Here is a 13,595-nt window from a genome sequence, read left to right on the forward strand (position 1 = left end):
GGTCATGTGCAGGCCGATGTCCTGACCTGATTCTTCCTGAATCTCGCTGAGAAGGTCGATGGTATAGGCCTGAAGCGATGCAATGTTGGGGTCCGCGTTAAGGGCGTGAATGCCGCCCGCCGCGTGCCAGCTGGATCCTGCGGTCAGGATGCTGCGCTCGATCAAGCATACGTCTTTCCAGCCAAATTTCGCCAAATGATACAGAACAGAAGTGCCAACGACGCCGCCACCAATCACGACTGCACGGTAATGAGATTTCATGATGTCCTCCCCCAAGGCCCCGCGCTGTTTTTGGCGAGGTGGATATATCTAAACAGGTCTGTCTAGTACTCTGGAGGATAATGGGCAGGCCTGTCTAGTTCTATTTGCGACAGAACCTGCGCTGATGGGTGACGTTTTTTTAGGACTTCGGGCGCGCGGCTTTTTCGGCGATGCCACTGGTGCCCTGACGGCGGGCCAGCTCTGCAAGCACGTCATCCAAGGCGACGCCGCGCGATTGCAACATCACCAGCAGGTGAAACAGCACGTCGGCGGATTCAGATATCAGACCCTCGCGGTTGTCTTTGACCGCTTCGATAATGGCCTCGACCGCCTCTTCGCCAAATTTCTCGGCGCATTTTTCGGGGCCCTTGGCCAACAGCTTGGCTGTCCAGCTGCTGTCAGGATCGGCTTTTGCGCGCGCTGCAATGGTGTTTGCGAGGTCGTCTAGGGTGCTCATGTCAGCCTCATTGGAATGCCGTTGGCGATCATGTGTTCTTTGGCCTCGCCGACTGTGTATTCGCCAAAGTGGAAAATAGACGCCGCAAGCACCGCACTCGCGCCGCCTTTGGTGACGCCCTCGACCAGATGATCCAGGTTGCCAACGCCGCCAGACGCAATCACAGGCACGTTGACCGCATCTGAAATGGCTTTGGTCAGCGGCAGATTAAAACCTGATTTGGTGCCGTCCCGGTCCATCGAGGTCAACAGAATTTCACCCGCGCCCTTCGAGGCAACCAGCTTGGCAAAATCCACAGCATCAATGCCGGTGCCCTTGCGCCCGCCGTGGGTAAAGATCTCCCATTTGCCGGGGCTGACGGTTTTTGCGTCAATCGCACAGACAATGCACTGGCTGCCGAACTGATCGGCGGCTTCGGCAATAACATCAGGGTTGGCCACAGCGGCCGAGTTGAACGACACTTTGTCCGCCCCCGCAAGCAACAGCGCGCGTACGTCATCTTTGGTGCGTACACCTCCGCCAACCGTAAGCGGCACAAAACACTGCTCTGCTGTGCGGCGCACCATATCAAACATGGTGCCTCTGTTCTCATGGGTTGCGTGGATGTCCAGAAAGCAGATCTCATCGGCACCCGCAGCATCATAGGCACGCGCGGCTTCGACGGGATCACCCGCATCACGCAGGCCGACGAAATTCACACCTTTGACCACACGGCCATCGGCAACATCCAGACAGGGGATCAGGCGGGTTTTCAGCATTGGGGCACCTCTTGGGGCCGTCATACGCGCTTCTTATGGCGACGCCAAGGGCGCAGCTTTTGCGCTGATCGAGAAAAGTTGAACAGAAACACGGGCCGGGCGCTGTGAAGTGAGGGAGGCATTGCTTATTTGCTGAGAAACCACATTAAGACCTCTGACGACAGAAAGCTTTGCCATGACCTCTTCATCGACCCACTCGTCTGATTTTGTATCAGTCGCCTCTCATAATTCTGTCGCAGGCACCATCGACGCGCTTCAGGCTGCAGTCGAGGCGGCCGGTGCAAAGGTGTTTGCGCGGGTGGATCATGCCGGTGGTGCACAGAAAGTCGGTGCGGATCTGGCCCCCGCCGAGCTGTTGATCTTTGGCAACCCGAAGCTCGGGACGCCTGCGATGCAGTCTGATATTCGGGCTGGCCTGTTTCTGCCGCTCAAGGCCTTGGCCTATCAAAATGCAGACGGGCAGGTTTTTCTAACCTACCAGGATCCCGCCAAGATGCTGGCAGGGCTTGATATTGCAGCAGATGCACCATTCGTGGGGGCAATGCAGGGGGCTTTGGCCAAATTGTCTGCGGCTGCCACAAGCTAGGCGATCCCGAACCGTCGCCCCGCCAGAGCGGGGCGCGTCGGGTCAACCTTTCAGCACGGTGAGGGCTTCGCCCAGATCGATCGCACCGTCATACAGCGCGCGACCGGAAATCGCCCCGTTCAACGGCGCACCGCAGGATTTCAAGGCGCGCAGATCTTCTAGCGAAGAGACGCCGCCCGACGCGATCACCGGAATATCAACCGCATTTGCAAGATCAGCGGTCGCCTGCACGTTCGGCCCCTTCATTGCGCCGTCACGCAGGATGTCGGTGTAGATAATCGCCGCGACGCCCGCGTCCTCAAAGGATTTCGCCAGATCCGTCACTTGGACGTCCGTCTCTTCGGCCCAGCCTTTGGTGGCGACATAGCCGTTGCGCGCGTCGATCCCGACCGCAACCTGACCCGGAAAGGCTTTGGCCGCATCGCGCACAAGGTCGGGGTTTTCCACGGCGACAGTCCCAAGGATCACCCGCGCGAGCCCGTGGTTCAGCCACATCTCGATGGTTGCCATGTCGCGAATGCCGCCGCCAAGCTGAGCTGGCGTTTTGGTTTGTGACAGGATCTCTTTGACAGGGGCCGCGTTCACCGGTTCGCCCGCGAAGGCGCCGTTCAAGTCAACAAGGTGCAACCAGTCACAACCCGCCTCGACAAACTCCATCGCTTGCGCGGCGGGGTTGTCGTTAAAGACCGTCGTCTTGTCCATATCCCCGTGCAAAAGGCGCACAGCGTTGCCGTCTTTAAGGTCGATTGCAGGGTAAAGGATCATGATGCGTGTTCCGTTTTGTCAGCGCGAAGAACTGCTGTATTTTGGTCACGGGGGCTTTCGCATGGGGCGATGCGAAATGCAACCTGACCCAAAGTCAGGGTTGATCGAAAAACAGCTCTGTCTCATGATTCTCGCAAATTTGGGAGGAAATCGTATGAAACACGTCTTGATTGCAGCTGCTGCAACCGTTTTTGGCGCGACTATGGCCTTGGCTGATCCGGTGCATGGAACCTGGAAAACCGTGCCTGACGACAATGGCAACTATGGTCACATCGAGGTCACAAACTGTGGCTCTACGATCTGTGGCACGCTGGTGAAGTCGTTCAATCCAGATGGCTCTGCTCTGGAAACCGACAACATCGGCAAGAAAATCATCTGGGATATGCAGAACCTTGGTGACGGCAATTATGGCAAAGGCAAAATCTGGTCGCCAGACCGGGACAAGACCTACAAGTCCAAAATGGTCCTGAACGGCAACAGCCTGGCTGTGTCTGGCTGTGTTCTGGGCATCTGTCGTGACGGTGGCACCTGGAGCCGCGTCAACTAAGATCAGCTACGTCGGGTGGCAAGAGCGTCCCTTTGGGGCGCTCTTTTTTATGTGGGATGTGGGGGCGGCCCTAGGGCGTCCAGGTCAGGAAGTTCCCGATCATGCGCAGGCCGACGTGCTGGCTTTTCTCTGGGTGAAACTGCATGCCAACCATCGTGTCGCGACCGATGATGGCGGTTATGTCCTGCCCATAGTCGACATAGGCGATACGGTCTTCGGCGCGGTGTGTTTTGAAATGGTAGGAATGCACGAAATAAGTGTGATCGCCAGACGACACGCCCTCCAGCAGCGGGTGCGCCTGTTCAATCACCAGATTGTTCCAGCCCATATGGGGAACCTTTAGATTGGGATCGCTGGGCTGTATTTTCTCAACATCGCCGGCCACCCAGTTCAACCCCGGGGTTTCCTCGTATTCATGGCCCGTTGTCGCCATAAGCTGCATGCCCACGCAGATGCCCAGAAACGGGCGCCCCTTGGTTTCCACAGCGTCGACCATGGCGTCATAGATACCTTTGTGACCACGCAGTTCGGCGGCACAGGCGGGAAAGGCCCCGTCGCCCGGCAGCACGATGCGATCTGCGCGCGCCACTGTGTCAGAATCCGAGGTTACGACCACTTCGCCAGCATCCAGCTCTTGGGCCATACGTTGAAAGGCCTTTTCCGCAGAGTGCAGATTGCCGCTTTCATAGTCGATGATGGCTGTCAGCATGGGAGTGTCCTTCGTGGTTCTGCGTTCTCAGTTGCCGCCAAATGCGCAGGGCGTCAAGAGGCAGGGGGCGTCACGCGCTGGGCTCTGTGCCTATGCGATCCAAAAGCGCCATGACCTGATCAAAAGGCCCGGTTTCAATCGGCTCTGGGGGCGACCCAAATTCGCCTGCGATGTACAGAAGCGTAAAGCCGTGAATCAGCGACCACACCTGAGCCTCGATGATGCGCGCATCGGTTCCGTCCGGCACAAAGGGGGCGCAGACGGATCGCAGGATCAGATACGCATGGGCTTCGTCTTGGCCCTCGGGGTTTGCCAGCGCCGCAAGACCGTCAAATCCGAAAATGACGTTCAATAGCCCGCGATGGCTTAGACCAAACTGCAGATACCCCCGGCAGATCGATTTCAGCCGGCCGCGCGGCGTTTGCTCGCCAGAGTCGATTGCGCCTTGTAAGTGATTGGAGAACAATTGAAATGCTTCGACCGCTATGGCCTGTTTAAGTCCGGGCAGACCGTCAAAATGATGCGCCGGGGCCGCATGAGACACGCCGGCCCGTGCCGCGCATTTGCGCAAGGTCAGCGCGTCGATACCGCCTTCTTCCAGCAACTCCAGACCCGCCTTGATCAGGGCAGGGCGCAGGTTTCCGTGGTGGTGTTTCTTGGCAGGTGTGATCGGACGCATAGCTCCTATCTGCTCAACTGGGTTGACAGCGTCAAGTTAAAATGATTTTTACAGTGTAAAGTTAAATTGACACTGTAAAGTTGGAGCGATCATGCAGACTTTGGACATTCGGGTCCGTTGGGCCATTGGCATACTGTGGGGGCTGACGTTTATCGTGGTGTTGTTTTCCCTGCGCTTTGCATTTCTCGCGATTGAATATGCGCAACCGACGATGATCTATCATGCGCTCGACCGTCCATTGGCGTTTTACGGCCACGTCGCAGGCGCAACCGTGGCGCTCGCGGTGGTGCCGTTTCAATTCTGGTCCCGCCTGCGCACGCGCAAGTTGGCCTTGCACCGTTGGCTCGGGCGGCTTTACGGCGTGTCGATCCTAATCGGGGGGCTGTCAGGCATCTGGCTTGCCCTCACGACAGAGGCCGGTCAGCTGGCTGGCGCAGGGTTTGCCACACTTGGGGTTCTGTGGCTGATCGTAACCGCCAATGCGATCCGCTTAGCTTTGCAGCGCGATATCGCCGCGCATCGCCGCTGGATGATACGGTCTGCTGCGTTGACTTTGGCTGCAGTCACATTGCGGGTCTATCTCCCCATTCTGGCTGCAACCATGGGGTTTGAAACAGGCTACACGCTTGTGGCATGGCTGTGTTGGGTGCCCAACGCGCTGTTTGCAGAATGGCTGTTGCGCCGTCAAAGTCGCCGCAACGTCGCGGTCGCTTAAAGCGTCCCTTTGGTCGAGGGTATATCGCTTTCTTTGCGCGGGTCGGTTTCAACCGCGATGCGCAAAGCCCGCGCCACGGCCTTGAACGCCGCCTCGACGATATGGTGGCTGTTCACCCCGTGAAGCTGGTCAATATGCAGCGTGATCCCGCCGTGCGTCGCAAAGGCCGTGAAAAATTCGCGGACCAATTCGGTGTCGAACTGACCGATTTTCTGGGTTGGGATGTCCACGTTCCAAACCAAAAACGGACGCGCCGACAAATCCAATGCCGCGCGCACCTGCGCGTCATCCATCGGCAGGTGGCATTCGCCGTACCGACGGATCCCGCGTTTATCGCCCAAAGCCTGCACCAAAGCCTGCCCCAAAGCGATACCGGTGTCTTCGACCGTATGATGGTCGTCGATGTGATGGTCGCCTTCGGCCCGGATCGTCATATCGATCAGCGAGTGCCGAGACAGCTGGTCCAGCATGTGGTCAAAGAACCCAACGCCGGTTTGGTTGTCATAGGCACCGGTTCCGTCCAGATTGATCTCGACAGAGATTTTGGTTTCCGCAGTGGCGCGAGAGACGCTGGCTGTCCGCATAAGACCTGTCCTGTTTTGCTTGGCCCGATTTATAGAGTCATATTCGAAATACTCAAGTGAATGAGCCGCTTAGTTGCGCAAGCTTTGGTGGGTCACCCGTGAGCCAGTTGCTGATAAAGCCGCTCAAGCTGGGGCAGGATGGCTGCGGCCGAAAAACTCTGTTCGAAATGATTGCGCGCGGCGACTGACGCTTTCGACAGCGCGTCGGGCGACGCAGCCAGGCGCGCCATGTCTTGCAGTGCTGGCTTGGAATTGGCCAAGTCCAGCAAGTATCCGGTTTGCCCGTTGCGGATGATTTCCTTAGCGGACCCAGTGTCGGTGCAATAGGTGGGCAAACCAGCGGCCATAGCTTCCAGCAGTGCGATGGATGCCTGTTCTGCTTTGGAAGTGCTTAAAAACGCGTCACTGCACTGCAAAAAGACGGGCACCTCGGTGCTGTGGCCGATAATGTGGAGACGTGATTGGACGCCCAGACGCTCTGCCTCGGTCTCGACCTTGGTGGCCTCGTCGCCAGCGTGCCCCCCAACCAGTATCAGATGCGCGAGAACACCCATGTCTTCCAGCGCTTTGATGAGCGCAGGAGCTGCGCTTTGGTTCTTACGGGTCTCAACGCTGCCGACAGAAAGAAGGACAAAAGCGTTACTTGGAATTCCAAGGCTTTTGCGCATCTCGCCACGCGTGCTTTCGCTGCGCTGAAAACGTGACTGCTCAAGCAGGAAATTTGGGACCACATGCAGGCGCTTTCGCGCAACCAGATGCTGACGCCGCAAATCGTCCGCTGTGGCTTGACTGGGTGCGATGACGGCGTTCTGAAATCGCCAATGCGGGTGGAAACTCATGTTGTGCCGCGTGGCCACTGTCGGAAGTTTGCCAAATACGCGGATGTGGCTGGTTACGCGTGATGCCACGTCACCGTGGCTGTGCAGGATTTCAACGCCTTGATCAGCGCAAATTGACTGTACTCGGGTGATTTCTTTGTAGTTCAACAAGCGGACGCCCATGTCCACTTCGTGAAACGTTATGTCGCCGTCATAGTCTTTGTCGACGAACCAGGCATTGGGGCGATGAAATACGGTTAGCGCATGGCCGCGCGCAAGCAATCCCTGCAAAATCATTCGGCCGCTGGTGGTCACACCATTCACGCCGCTATGGCTAAAAATCTGAGCAATTCTCATACGATAAAGGTCTCTTAGCACTACGCGATCACATTAGAATTTTGGGAGGATTATGTTCAAGCGCCAAAACCGCTTGGTGTCTGCGATGGAGCGGGCGAGGCGATTCGAACGCCCGACCCTAACCTTGGCAAGGTTATGCTCTACCCCTGAGCTACGCCCGCATGCCATCGTCAGTGTACCAATTGGAGCGGGCGAGGCGATTCGAACGCCCGACCCTAACCTTGGCAAGGTTATGCTCTACCCCTGAGCTACGCCCGCTTCCTTTGGTGAGGCGTGGGATATAAACTCTGCCCGCCAGCCGCAAGGGAAAAAATGCAGCTATGTCAAAAAAATATTCCGGAAAGCGACGGAACTTGGTGTGCGCCACGTGTTAGTCAGCATGAAGACAGCAGATCCAACATACCCCCGTCTTTCACGTCGCCTGTTTCTGGCGGCGGCGGTGTCCCTGCCAAGCTTGGCCTTGGCGCATGAGGACCACAGCGCGGCCGACATCATCGCGGATGCCGAGGTCGAGTCGTTTGATGGCACATCCCTGATCCTGTCGGTGTCGATCTTTAATCTGGCACCTCATGCCGTGACGCTCTTTTCGATTGCTGCGCCCGGAGCGGCCGCGACCGAGGCGATCTTTTTGACCATTGATGGTGGCGGGCAGGCCAAAACTCGGGTGGCTCTGAGTTTTGAGGGCGATGTTCCTGGGATCTTCACCGCAGTTCTGGATTTCGGCGAAGACGGCCAGGGGCCTGTGTTGGTGATGCCTTAGGCAAAATCGAGGAGGACACCATGTCAAAAGCAGCAACACTCACCACCACCGCACTCGCCGCCAGCGCCCTGGTTCTGGGGCTGGTTGTTCAGGTCGACGCACAGGGGCGCCCCCAGCACGCGCGCATACAGCAACCGAGGCGCAAGAGCTGTCACTGGTGCGAGCCAATCAGACCAAATCAGGTGGTCAGGTTTCGATCACGCAGCGCGGGTCCAAGCGGATCATTACGTCCAATGGCATTCCCGATCACCAAGTTGGACGGTTCCCGAATCGAGGGAACCCCAGCCGCATCTCGGCGCAGAATTATAGGTTCTCGATGCCGGCCAATCCCAAGCTGCGCAGCAGTCCGACGCAGAAGCGAGGAACTTTGTTTGGTGTCGCGGTCAACGGGGTGCCCTTTGATCCAGGCACTGCCGAGGTCTGGAAAGGTGACCGGCGATCCGGCTGGAACTATGAGGCTCTGGGCGGTGCGATCCCGTTGGGGCTGGATGCGAACTTTGGGCATGTTCAGCCGACGGGCGCATACCACTATCACGGACTGCCCGTGGGGCTCATGCAGGATCTGGGATGGTCCAGTTCCAAGGCTTCGCCGTTGATCGGCTATGCCGCGGATGGATTTCCGATTTATGCGATCACCGCAGAGGTGGATGGAGAAGTGGTTGAGATGACCAGTTCCTATCGCCTGAGATCGGGCAATCGCCCCGGCGGCAGCCAGCCAAGCGGCGACTATGATGGCACATTTGTGCAGGACTATGTCTTTGTCGCAGGCTCTGGCACCTTAGATCAATGCAATGGGGCAAATGTGGTGACAGCAGAGTATCCCAACGGCACTTACGCCTATTTCCTAACCAACGACTATCCAGTGATCCCGCGGTGTCACATGGGCACGCCTGACAGCAGCTTCAGCAAACGTCGCCGATAGGGGTTACATCAAAGCGCGCACGACCAGCAGAGCGCAGGTGGCAATAATCTGCGCAAAGGTCAGCAACATGCCTAGATTTCGCATCGTGAAGTTGATCGGCTTTGAGATCACACCATAGGCATGTGACGCCCGCCCGAGCAACAGGCACGCCCCCAATGCATGAACAAAGAGGGGCGGCCATCCTTGCAGTTCCAGCATCAAAAGCAGAACGAGACCGATCGGCGCGTATTCCGCACAATTGGCTTGCGCGCGCATTCGCCGGATAAGGCTGGGGTTGCCCTCATCGCCGTCGTAAATTCTAAATGTGCGACGGAATTCTATGACGCGCATCGAGAGCGCGAGGTAAATAAACAGCACAGAGGCCGCATAAAAAGGTGTGATCGCTATAGTCATTGTAAAAGTGTAGCCAAATAATTCTGGCGGACCGTACACTTCAAATTGGGTTGTACAAACGTATAGAAACCGTACCAAATACGCCCTTGGGTTGCGCTTCTGGCGGGGCTAGTACCGTCAGGGTGGATTTCCGCAGGCGTCCCCAGCGCTCCTACATCACCGCGCGCGCCAAGAGCACGCCGCTGGTCACAAGCAGCTGTACGAACGTCAAAACCATCCCCAGTTGACGCATCGGAAGGTTCATGGGCTTGGCCGCGAAACCATAGGCGTGCGCGGCGCGGCCGGCCAGCAGGCACAGGCCCAAGCCGTGAACAAGAGCGGCGGGCGCGCCTTGCACCTCGAGCATCAGCAACAGCAACAAGCCAAAGGGTGCATATTCCGCGCAATTGGCCTGCGCGCGCATGCGGCGCAACAGGCTGCGATTGCCTTCATCGCCGATCGAAAGGCGATGTGCGCGGCGATAGGCGATCACGCGCCAGCACAGCGCAAAAAAGATAAAGGCGATCAGGGCGGCATAGATGGGTGTGATGGTTACGGACATGGCAGCTTAACTCTTACTTGGCGCATTGGGCTTAAGCGAAGCTTAGGGTGCCGCTGTCTCGGGTCAAACAAAAAGGCCCTGACTTTGCGTCAGGGCCTTTCAGGTTATTCCAGCTCGACCAGCAGGTCTTTGGCGTCGATTTGCCCGCCGGCTTGAACGTGCACCGCCTTGACGACCGCGTCGCGTTCCGCGTGGATGCCGGTTTCCATCTTCATGGCTTCGATGGTCAACAGCAGGTCGCCTTCCTGGACCTCTTGCCCCACGATGGCCCCGACCGATGCAACAACACCCGGCATTGGCGCGCCGACGTGATTGGCGTTGCCCACTTCGGCTTTCGGACGCGCGGCGGTTGCAGATTTCACCAAGCGGTTCGGCACGCGGATCACACGTGGCTGACCATTGAGTTCAAAGAAGACTTTGACCTCGCCGTTCTCGTCGGTCTCACCAACGGCCTGCAGACGGATTTCCAGAATCTTGCCCGGATCGATCTCTGCCGTGATCTCTTCGCCGGGCTCCATACCATAGAAGAACGTGCGCGTCGGCAGGGCGCGCACCGGACCATACTGGCGGTGGCGGCCCATGTAGTCTTTGAAGACCTTCGGGTACATCAGATAACCGTTCAGATCCTCGTCATCGACGCTGAAGCCTTCCAACTCTTTAGACAGCTCTGCGCGGGTCGCTTCCAGGTCAACCGGAGCAAGGTGTGCGCCGGGGCGTGCTACATTTGGCTTCTCGCCCTTTAGAACCTTGTCGACGATGCTTTCTGGGAAACCACCCGGAGGCTGTCCCAAATTGCCGCGCATCATGTCGACGACAGAGTCAGGGAAGGCCACATCTTTGTCAGGGCTTTCCACATCCTCACGGGTGAGGCCTTGGCTGACCATCAAAAGCGCCATGTCGCCAACAACTTTCGACGACGGTGTCACTTTGACGATGTCGCCAAACATCTGGTTCACGTCTGCATAGGTTTGTGCAACGTCGCTCCAGCGTTCTTCCAGACCAAGGCTGCGCGCCTGGGCCTTAAGGTTGGTAAACTGACCACCGGGCATCTCGTGCAGATAGACTTCTGAAGCAGGGGCTGCGAGGCCGCTTTCAAATGCCGCGTATTGCGCGCGCACAGCTTCCCAATAGTCGCTGATTTCGCGCACCGCAGTGATGTCGATCCCTGTGTCACGGTCTGTGTTGCGCAACGCTTCGATGATCGACCCCATGCACGGCTGAGATGTGCCGCCAGAGAAAGCGTCCATCGCTGCGTCAACCGCATCAACGCCGGCATCAGCGGCCGCCAGAATGGTTGCGCCTGCAATGCCAGAGGTGTCGTGCGTGTGGAAGTGGATCGGCAGGCCGGTCTCTTCTTTCAACGCGCGGATCAACTGGCGGGCAGAGGCTGGTTTCAGCAGGCCAGCCATGTCTTTCAGACCCAAAACATGCGCGCCTGCGGCCTCGAGCTCCTTGGCCATGCCGACATAGTATTTGATGTCATACTTCGCGCGGTTTGGATCCAGAATGTCGCCGGTATAACAGACGGTGCCTTCACAGATCTTGCCGCTTTCCACGACTGCATCCATTGCAACACGCATGTTTTCGACCCAGTTCAGGCTGTCAAACACACGGAACACGTCGATGCCTTTTGCGGCCTCGGCCACAAAGCTTTGCACGACGTTGTCAGGATAGTTGGTGTAGCCAACGCCGTTTGATGCGCGCAACAACATTTGCGTCATCAGGTTTGGCATGGCTTCGCGCAGATCGCGCAGGCGTTGCCAAGGGCATTCCTGCAAGAAGCGATACGCCACGTCAAAGGTCGCGCCGCCCCAGCATTCCATCGAGAACAGCTGCGGCAGGTTCGCGGCATAGCTTGGCGCCACTTTCAACATGTCGATCGAGCGCATGCGGGTTGCCAGCAAAGACTGGTGGCCATCGCGCATGGTGGTGTCGGTCAGCAGAAGTTGCTTCTGCTTTTTCATCCAGTCGGCCACCGCCTGCGCACCCTTTTGCTCCAACAGGTTGCGCGTACCCATCGCTGGGTCGGTCCGTTTTTCAGGCGCAATTGCCGGTTTCAAATCAGAGGCAGGTGCCGCGCGACCTTCGGTTTCCGGATGTCCGTTCACCGAAATATCCGCGATATAGGTCAGCACTTTCGTACCGCGGTCGCGACGCTTTTTAAAGCGGAACAGATCGTCGGTTTCGTCAATGAATTTGGTGGTGTATTCATTGGACAGGAAGGTCGGGTGCTTTAGCAGGTTTTCCACGAAAGCAATGTTGGTGGACACGCCCCGCACGCGGAATTCGCGCAGCGCGCGGTCCATACGGGCAATCGCCTTTTCAGGGGTGGGAGCCCAGGCGGTAACCTTGGTCAACAGCGAGTCGTAATAACGGGTGATAACGCCGCCCGCATAAGCGGTGCCGCCGTCCAGACGAATGCCCATGCCAGTGGCCGAGCGATAGGCCGTGATGCGGCCATAGTCAGGAATAAAGTTGTTCAGCGGATCTTCAGTTGTGACGCGGGTCTGCAACGCGTGACCGTTCAGACGCACGTCTTCCTGCGCAGTCTTGCCGGTTGCCTCGGCGATGGTTTTGCCTTCGGCGATCAGGATCTGGGACTGAACGATGTCGATTCCGGTGACTTCTTCGGTGACAGTGTGTTCCACCTGAACGCGCGGGTTCACTTCGATGAAGTAGAATTTGCCGCTTTCCATATCCATCAAGAATTCGACGGTGCCAGCACATTCATAGTTCACGTGCTTGCAGATCTTATAGCCCAGCTCGCAGATTTCCTGACGCTGTTCGTCGCTCAGGTAAGGCGCAGGCGCACGTTCGACGACTTTTTGGTTACGGCGCTGAACCGAGCAGTCGCGTTCAAACAGGTGATACATGCCGCCATGTTTGTCGCCCATAATCTGGACTTCGACGTGACGTGCGCGGGTGATCATCTTTTCCAGATATCCCTCGCCATTGCCAAAGGCGGCTTCGGCTTCGCGACGGCCCTCAAGAACTTTTTCTTCGAGTTCATCTTCTCCGAAGATCGGCCGCATGCCGCGACCACCGCCACCCCAGGACGCTTTCAGCATCAAAGGATAACCAACCTCTTTCGCCTCAGCTTTGATAGCCTCCATGTCATCGCCCAGCACCTCGGTTGCAGGAATGACCGGCACGCCCGCTTCGATGGCCACGCGACGTGCGCTGGCTTTGTCGCCCAGGGCGCGCATGGTTTCCGCTTTGGGGCCGATGAAGGTGATGCCGTTGGCAGCACAGGCGTCGACGAAATCGGGGTTCTCAGACAGCAGACCATAGCCCGGGTGGATTGCATCCGCGCCACATTCGCGCGCAACTCGGATGATCTCGTCAATCGAGAGATAGGCCGCCACAGGGCCCATGCCTTCGCCGATCCGATAGGCTTCGTCTGCCTTAAATCGGTGCAGGCCAAGTTTGTCCTCTTCGGCGAAAACGGCAACCGTCTGCTTGCCCATTTCATTGGCTGCTCGCATGACGCGGATGGCGATTTCACCTCGGTTGGCAACAAGAATTTTCTTAAATTCTGTCATGGCGGACCCTCTCCCTTGGAAATGTTTCTGCACCTGCGAAGAGGCTTAGGGAGGGAAATCCATCGAAGCAATACCCAATACGACGGAAATATGACGATATCGCCGGATATTTCGCCCGTTTTTCCGCGATCCAAGAAAAAAGTTCAACATCTTGTTAGGTTGTTGCTTTCGCAAGGAAAAAATTGACTGAAACCATTGCGC

General features: G+C 57.4%; 16 protein-coding genes and 2 tRNA genes. 5 read left to right on the forward strand and 13 right to left on the reverse strand.

Annotated features, from left to right (window positions below):
* The 3 genes from ACEQWH_RS06870 to hisF form a co-directional block, all read right to left on the reverse strand.
* On the reverse strand, positions 1–261 hold a 261-nt coding region (locus ACEQWH_RS06870), incomplete at its 3' end, for an FAD-dependent oxidoreductase (protein ID WP_370229138.1).
* Positions 262–400: 139 nt separating this feature from the next.
* Positions 401–718 (reverse strand): phosphoribosyl-ATP diphosphatase, encoded by a 318-nt coding sequence (locus ACEQWH_RS06875; RefSeq protein ID WP_370229140.1) that lies wholly within the window; start codon positions 716–718, stop codon positions 401–403.
* Positions 715–1,476 (reverse strand): imidazole glycerol phosphate synthase subunit HisF, encoded by a 762-nt coding sequence (gene hisF / locus ACEQWH_RS06880; protein ID WP_370229163.1) that lies wholly within the window; start codon positions 1,474–1,476, stop codon positions 715–717. The genes ACEQWH_RS06875 and hisF overlap by 4 nt, the downstream gene beginning before the upstream one ends.
* Before the next feature lie 175 nt (positions 1,477–1,651).
* Here hisF and ACEQWH_RS06885 point away from each other — a divergent pair, with 175 nt between their 5' ends.
* Entirely contained in the window at positions 1,652–2,062 is a 411-nt protein-coding gene (locus ACEQWH_RS06885) for a DUF302 domain-containing protein (RefSeq protein WP_370229142.1), read from the forward strand.
* A gap of 42 nt (positions 2,063–2,104) precedes the next feature.
* Here ACEQWH_RS06885 and hisA read toward each other — a convergent pair whose 3' ends face one another.
* Entirely contained in the window at positions 2,105–2,827 is a 723-nt protein-coding gene (gene hisA / locus ACEQWH_RS06890; protein ID WP_370229144.1) for a 1-(5-phosphoribosyl)-5-[(5-phosphoribosylamino)methylideneamino]imidazole-4-carboxamide isomerase, read from the reverse strand.
* 154 nt (positions 2,828–2,981) lie between these two features.
* Here hisA and ACEQWH_RS06895 point away from each other — a divergent pair, with 154 nt between their 5' ends.
* A complete protein-coding gene (locus ACEQWH_RS06895; protein WP_370229145.1) occupies positions 2,982–3,374 on the forward strand; it encodes a DUF2147 domain-containing protein in 393 nt (130 codons plus the stop codon).
* Between the two features lie 70 nt (positions 3,375–3,444).
* On the opposite strand, the gene hisH is transcribed toward ACEQWH_RS06895, so the two are convergent.
* Positions 3,445–4,083, reverse strand: coding sequence for an imidazole glycerol phosphate synthase subunit HisH (gene hisH / locus ACEQWH_RS06900; protein WP_370229147.1), 639 nt, complete (start codon positions 4,081–4,083; stop codon positions 3,445–3,447).
* Positions 4,084–4,153: 70 nt separating this feature from the next.
* Entirely contained in the window at positions 4,154–4,762 is a 609-nt protein-coding gene (locus ACEQWH_RS06905) for a TetR/AcrR family transcriptional regulator (RefSeq protein WP_370229149.1), read from the reverse strand.
* A 91-nt stretch (positions 4,763–4,853) separates the two neighbouring features.
* Here ACEQWH_RS06905 and ACEQWH_RS06910 point away from each other — a divergent pair, with 91 nt between their 5' ends.
* A complete protein-coding gene (locus tag ACEQWH_RS06910) occupies positions 4,854–5,477 on the forward strand; it encodes a DUF2306 domain-containing protein (RefSeq protein WP_370229151.1) in 624 nt (207 codons plus the stop codon).
* On the opposite strand, the gene hisB is transcribed toward ACEQWH_RS06910, so the two are convergent.
* From hisB to ACEQWH_RS06930, 4 genes are all read right to left on the reverse strand, one after another.
* A complete protein-coding gene (hisB, locus tag ACEQWH_RS06915; RefSeq protein WP_370229153.1) occupies positions 5,474–6,061 on the reverse strand; it encodes an imidazoleglycerol-phosphate dehydratase HisB in 588 nt (195 codons plus the stop codon). The two genes, ACEQWH_RS06910 and hisB, sit on opposite strands and share 4 nt — an antisense overlap.
* Before the next feature lie 92 nt (positions 6,062–6,153).
* Entirely contained in the window at positions 6,154–7,236 is a 1,083-nt protein-coding gene (locus ACEQWH_RS06920) for a glycosyltransferase family 4 protein (protein WP_370229154.1), read from the reverse strand.
* A gap of 86 nt (positions 7,237–7,322) precedes the next feature.
* Positions 7,323–7,397: transfer RNA gene (locus tag ACEQWH_RS06925), tRNA-Gly, on the reverse strand.
* Between the two features lie 22 nt (positions 7,398–7,419).
* Positions 7,420–7,494: transfer RNA gene (locus tag ACEQWH_RS06930), tRNA-Gly, on the reverse strand.
* 121 nt (positions 7,495–7,615) lie between these two features.
* Here ACEQWH_RS06930 and ACEQWH_RS06935 point away from each other — a divergent pair.
* Together ACEQWH_RS06935 and ACEQWH_RS06940 are read left to right on the forward strand one after the other, a co-directional pair.
* Positions 7,616–7,996: a hypothetical protein gene (locus ACEQWH_RS06935; protein ID WP_370229155.1), complete on the forward strand. Its 381-nt coding sequence runs from the start codon at positions 7,616–7,618 to the stop codon at positions 7,994–7,996.
* A 157-nt stretch (positions 7,997–8,153) separates the two neighbouring features.
* The gene (locus ACEQWH_RS06940; protein WP_370229156.1) at positions 8,154–8,918 is read left to right on the forward strand and encodes a YHYH protein; all 765 of its coding nucleotides are present in this window, start codon (positions 8,154–8,156) and stop codon (positions 8,916–8,918) included.
* Between the two features lie 3 nt (positions 8,919–8,921).
* On the opposite strand, the gene ACEQWH_RS06945 is transcribed toward ACEQWH_RS06940, so the two are convergent.
* The 3 genes from ACEQWH_RS06945 to ACEQWH_RS06955 form a co-directional block, all read right to left on the reverse strand.
* The gene (locus ACEQWH_RS06945) at positions 8,922–9,311 is read right to left on the reverse strand and encodes an MAPEG family protein (protein WP_370229158.1); all 390 of its coding nucleotides are present in this window, start codon (positions 9,309–9,311) and stop codon (positions 8,922–8,924) included.
* A gap of 151 nt (positions 9,312–9,462) precedes the next feature.
* A complete protein-coding gene (locus tag ACEQWH_RS06950; RefSeq protein ID WP_370229160.1) occupies positions 9,463–9,852 on the reverse strand; it encodes an MAPEG family protein in 390 nt (129 codons plus the stop codon).
* 104 nt (positions 9,853–9,956) lie between these two features.
* Positions 9,957–13,394, reverse strand: coding sequence for a pyruvate carboxylase (locus ACEQWH_RS06955; RefSeq protein ID WP_370229161.1), 3,438 nt, complete (start codon positions 13,392–13,394; stop codon positions 9,957–9,959).
* Between the last annotated feature and the right edge of the window lie 201 nt (positions 13,395–13,595).

The organism is Cognatishimia sp., assembly GCF_964229375.1.
GTDB lineage: Bacteria > Pseudomonadota > Alphaproteobacteria > Rhodobacterales > Rhodobacteraceae > Cognatishimia.

Bases quoted from the DNA above. Each gene is read 5' to 3' on its own strand.
- ACEQWH_RS06875 (WP_370229140.1), bottom strand. From the start codon at position 718: ATGAGCACCCTAGACGACCTCGCAAACACCATTGCAGCGCGCGCAAAA.
- hisF (WP_370229163.1), bottom strand. From the start codon at position 1,476: ATGCTGAAAACCCGCCTGATCCCCTGTCTGGATGTTGCCGATGGCCGT.
- ACEQWH_RS06885 (WP_370229142.1), top strand. From the start codon at position 1,652: ATGACCTCTTCATCGACCCACTCGTCTGATTTTGTATCAGTCGCCTCT.
- hisA (WP_370229144.1), bottom strand. From the start codon at position 2,827: ATGATCCTTTACCCTGCAATCGACCTTAAAGACGGCAACGCTGTGCGC.
- ACEQWH_RS06895 (WP_370229145.1), top strand. From the start codon at position 2,982: ATGAAACACGTCTTGATTGCAGCTGCTGCAACCGTTTTTGGCGCGACT.
- hisH (WP_370229147.1), bottom strand. From the start codon at position 4,083: ATGCTGACAGCCATCATCGACTATGAAAGCGGCAATCTGCACTCTGCG.
- ACEQWH_RS06905 (WP_370229149.1), bottom strand. From the start codon at position 4,762: ATGCGTCCGATCACACCTGCCAAGAAACACCACCACGGAAACCTGCGC.
- ACEQWH_RS06910 (WP_370229151.1), top strand. From the start codon at position 4,854: ATGCAGACTTTGGACATTCGGGTCCGTTGGGCCATTGGCATACTGTGG.
- hisB (WP_370229153.1), bottom strand. From the start codon at position 6,061: ATGCGGACAGCCAGCGTCTCTCGCGCCACTGCGGAAACCAAAATCTCT.
- ACEQWH_RS06920 (WP_370229154.1), bottom strand. From the start codon at position 7,236: ATGAGAATTGCTCAGATTTTTAGCCATAGCGGCGTGAATGGTGTGACC.
- ACEQWH_RS06935 (WP_370229155.1), top strand. From the start codon at position 7,616: ATGAAGACAGCAGATCCAACATACCCCCGTCTTTCACGTCGCCTGTTT.
- ACEQWH_RS06945 (WP_370229158.1), bottom strand. From the start codon at position 9,311: ATGACTATAGCGATCACACCTTTTTATGCGGCCTCTGTGCTGTTTATT.
- ACEQWH_RS06950 (WP_370229160.1), bottom strand. From the start codon at position 9,852: ATGTCCGTAACCATCACACCCATCTATGCCGCCCTGATCGCCTTTATC.
- ACEQWH_RS06955 (WP_370229161.1), bottom strand. From the start codon at position 13,394: ATGACAGAATTTAAGAAAATTCTTGTTGCCAACCGAGGTGAAATCGCC.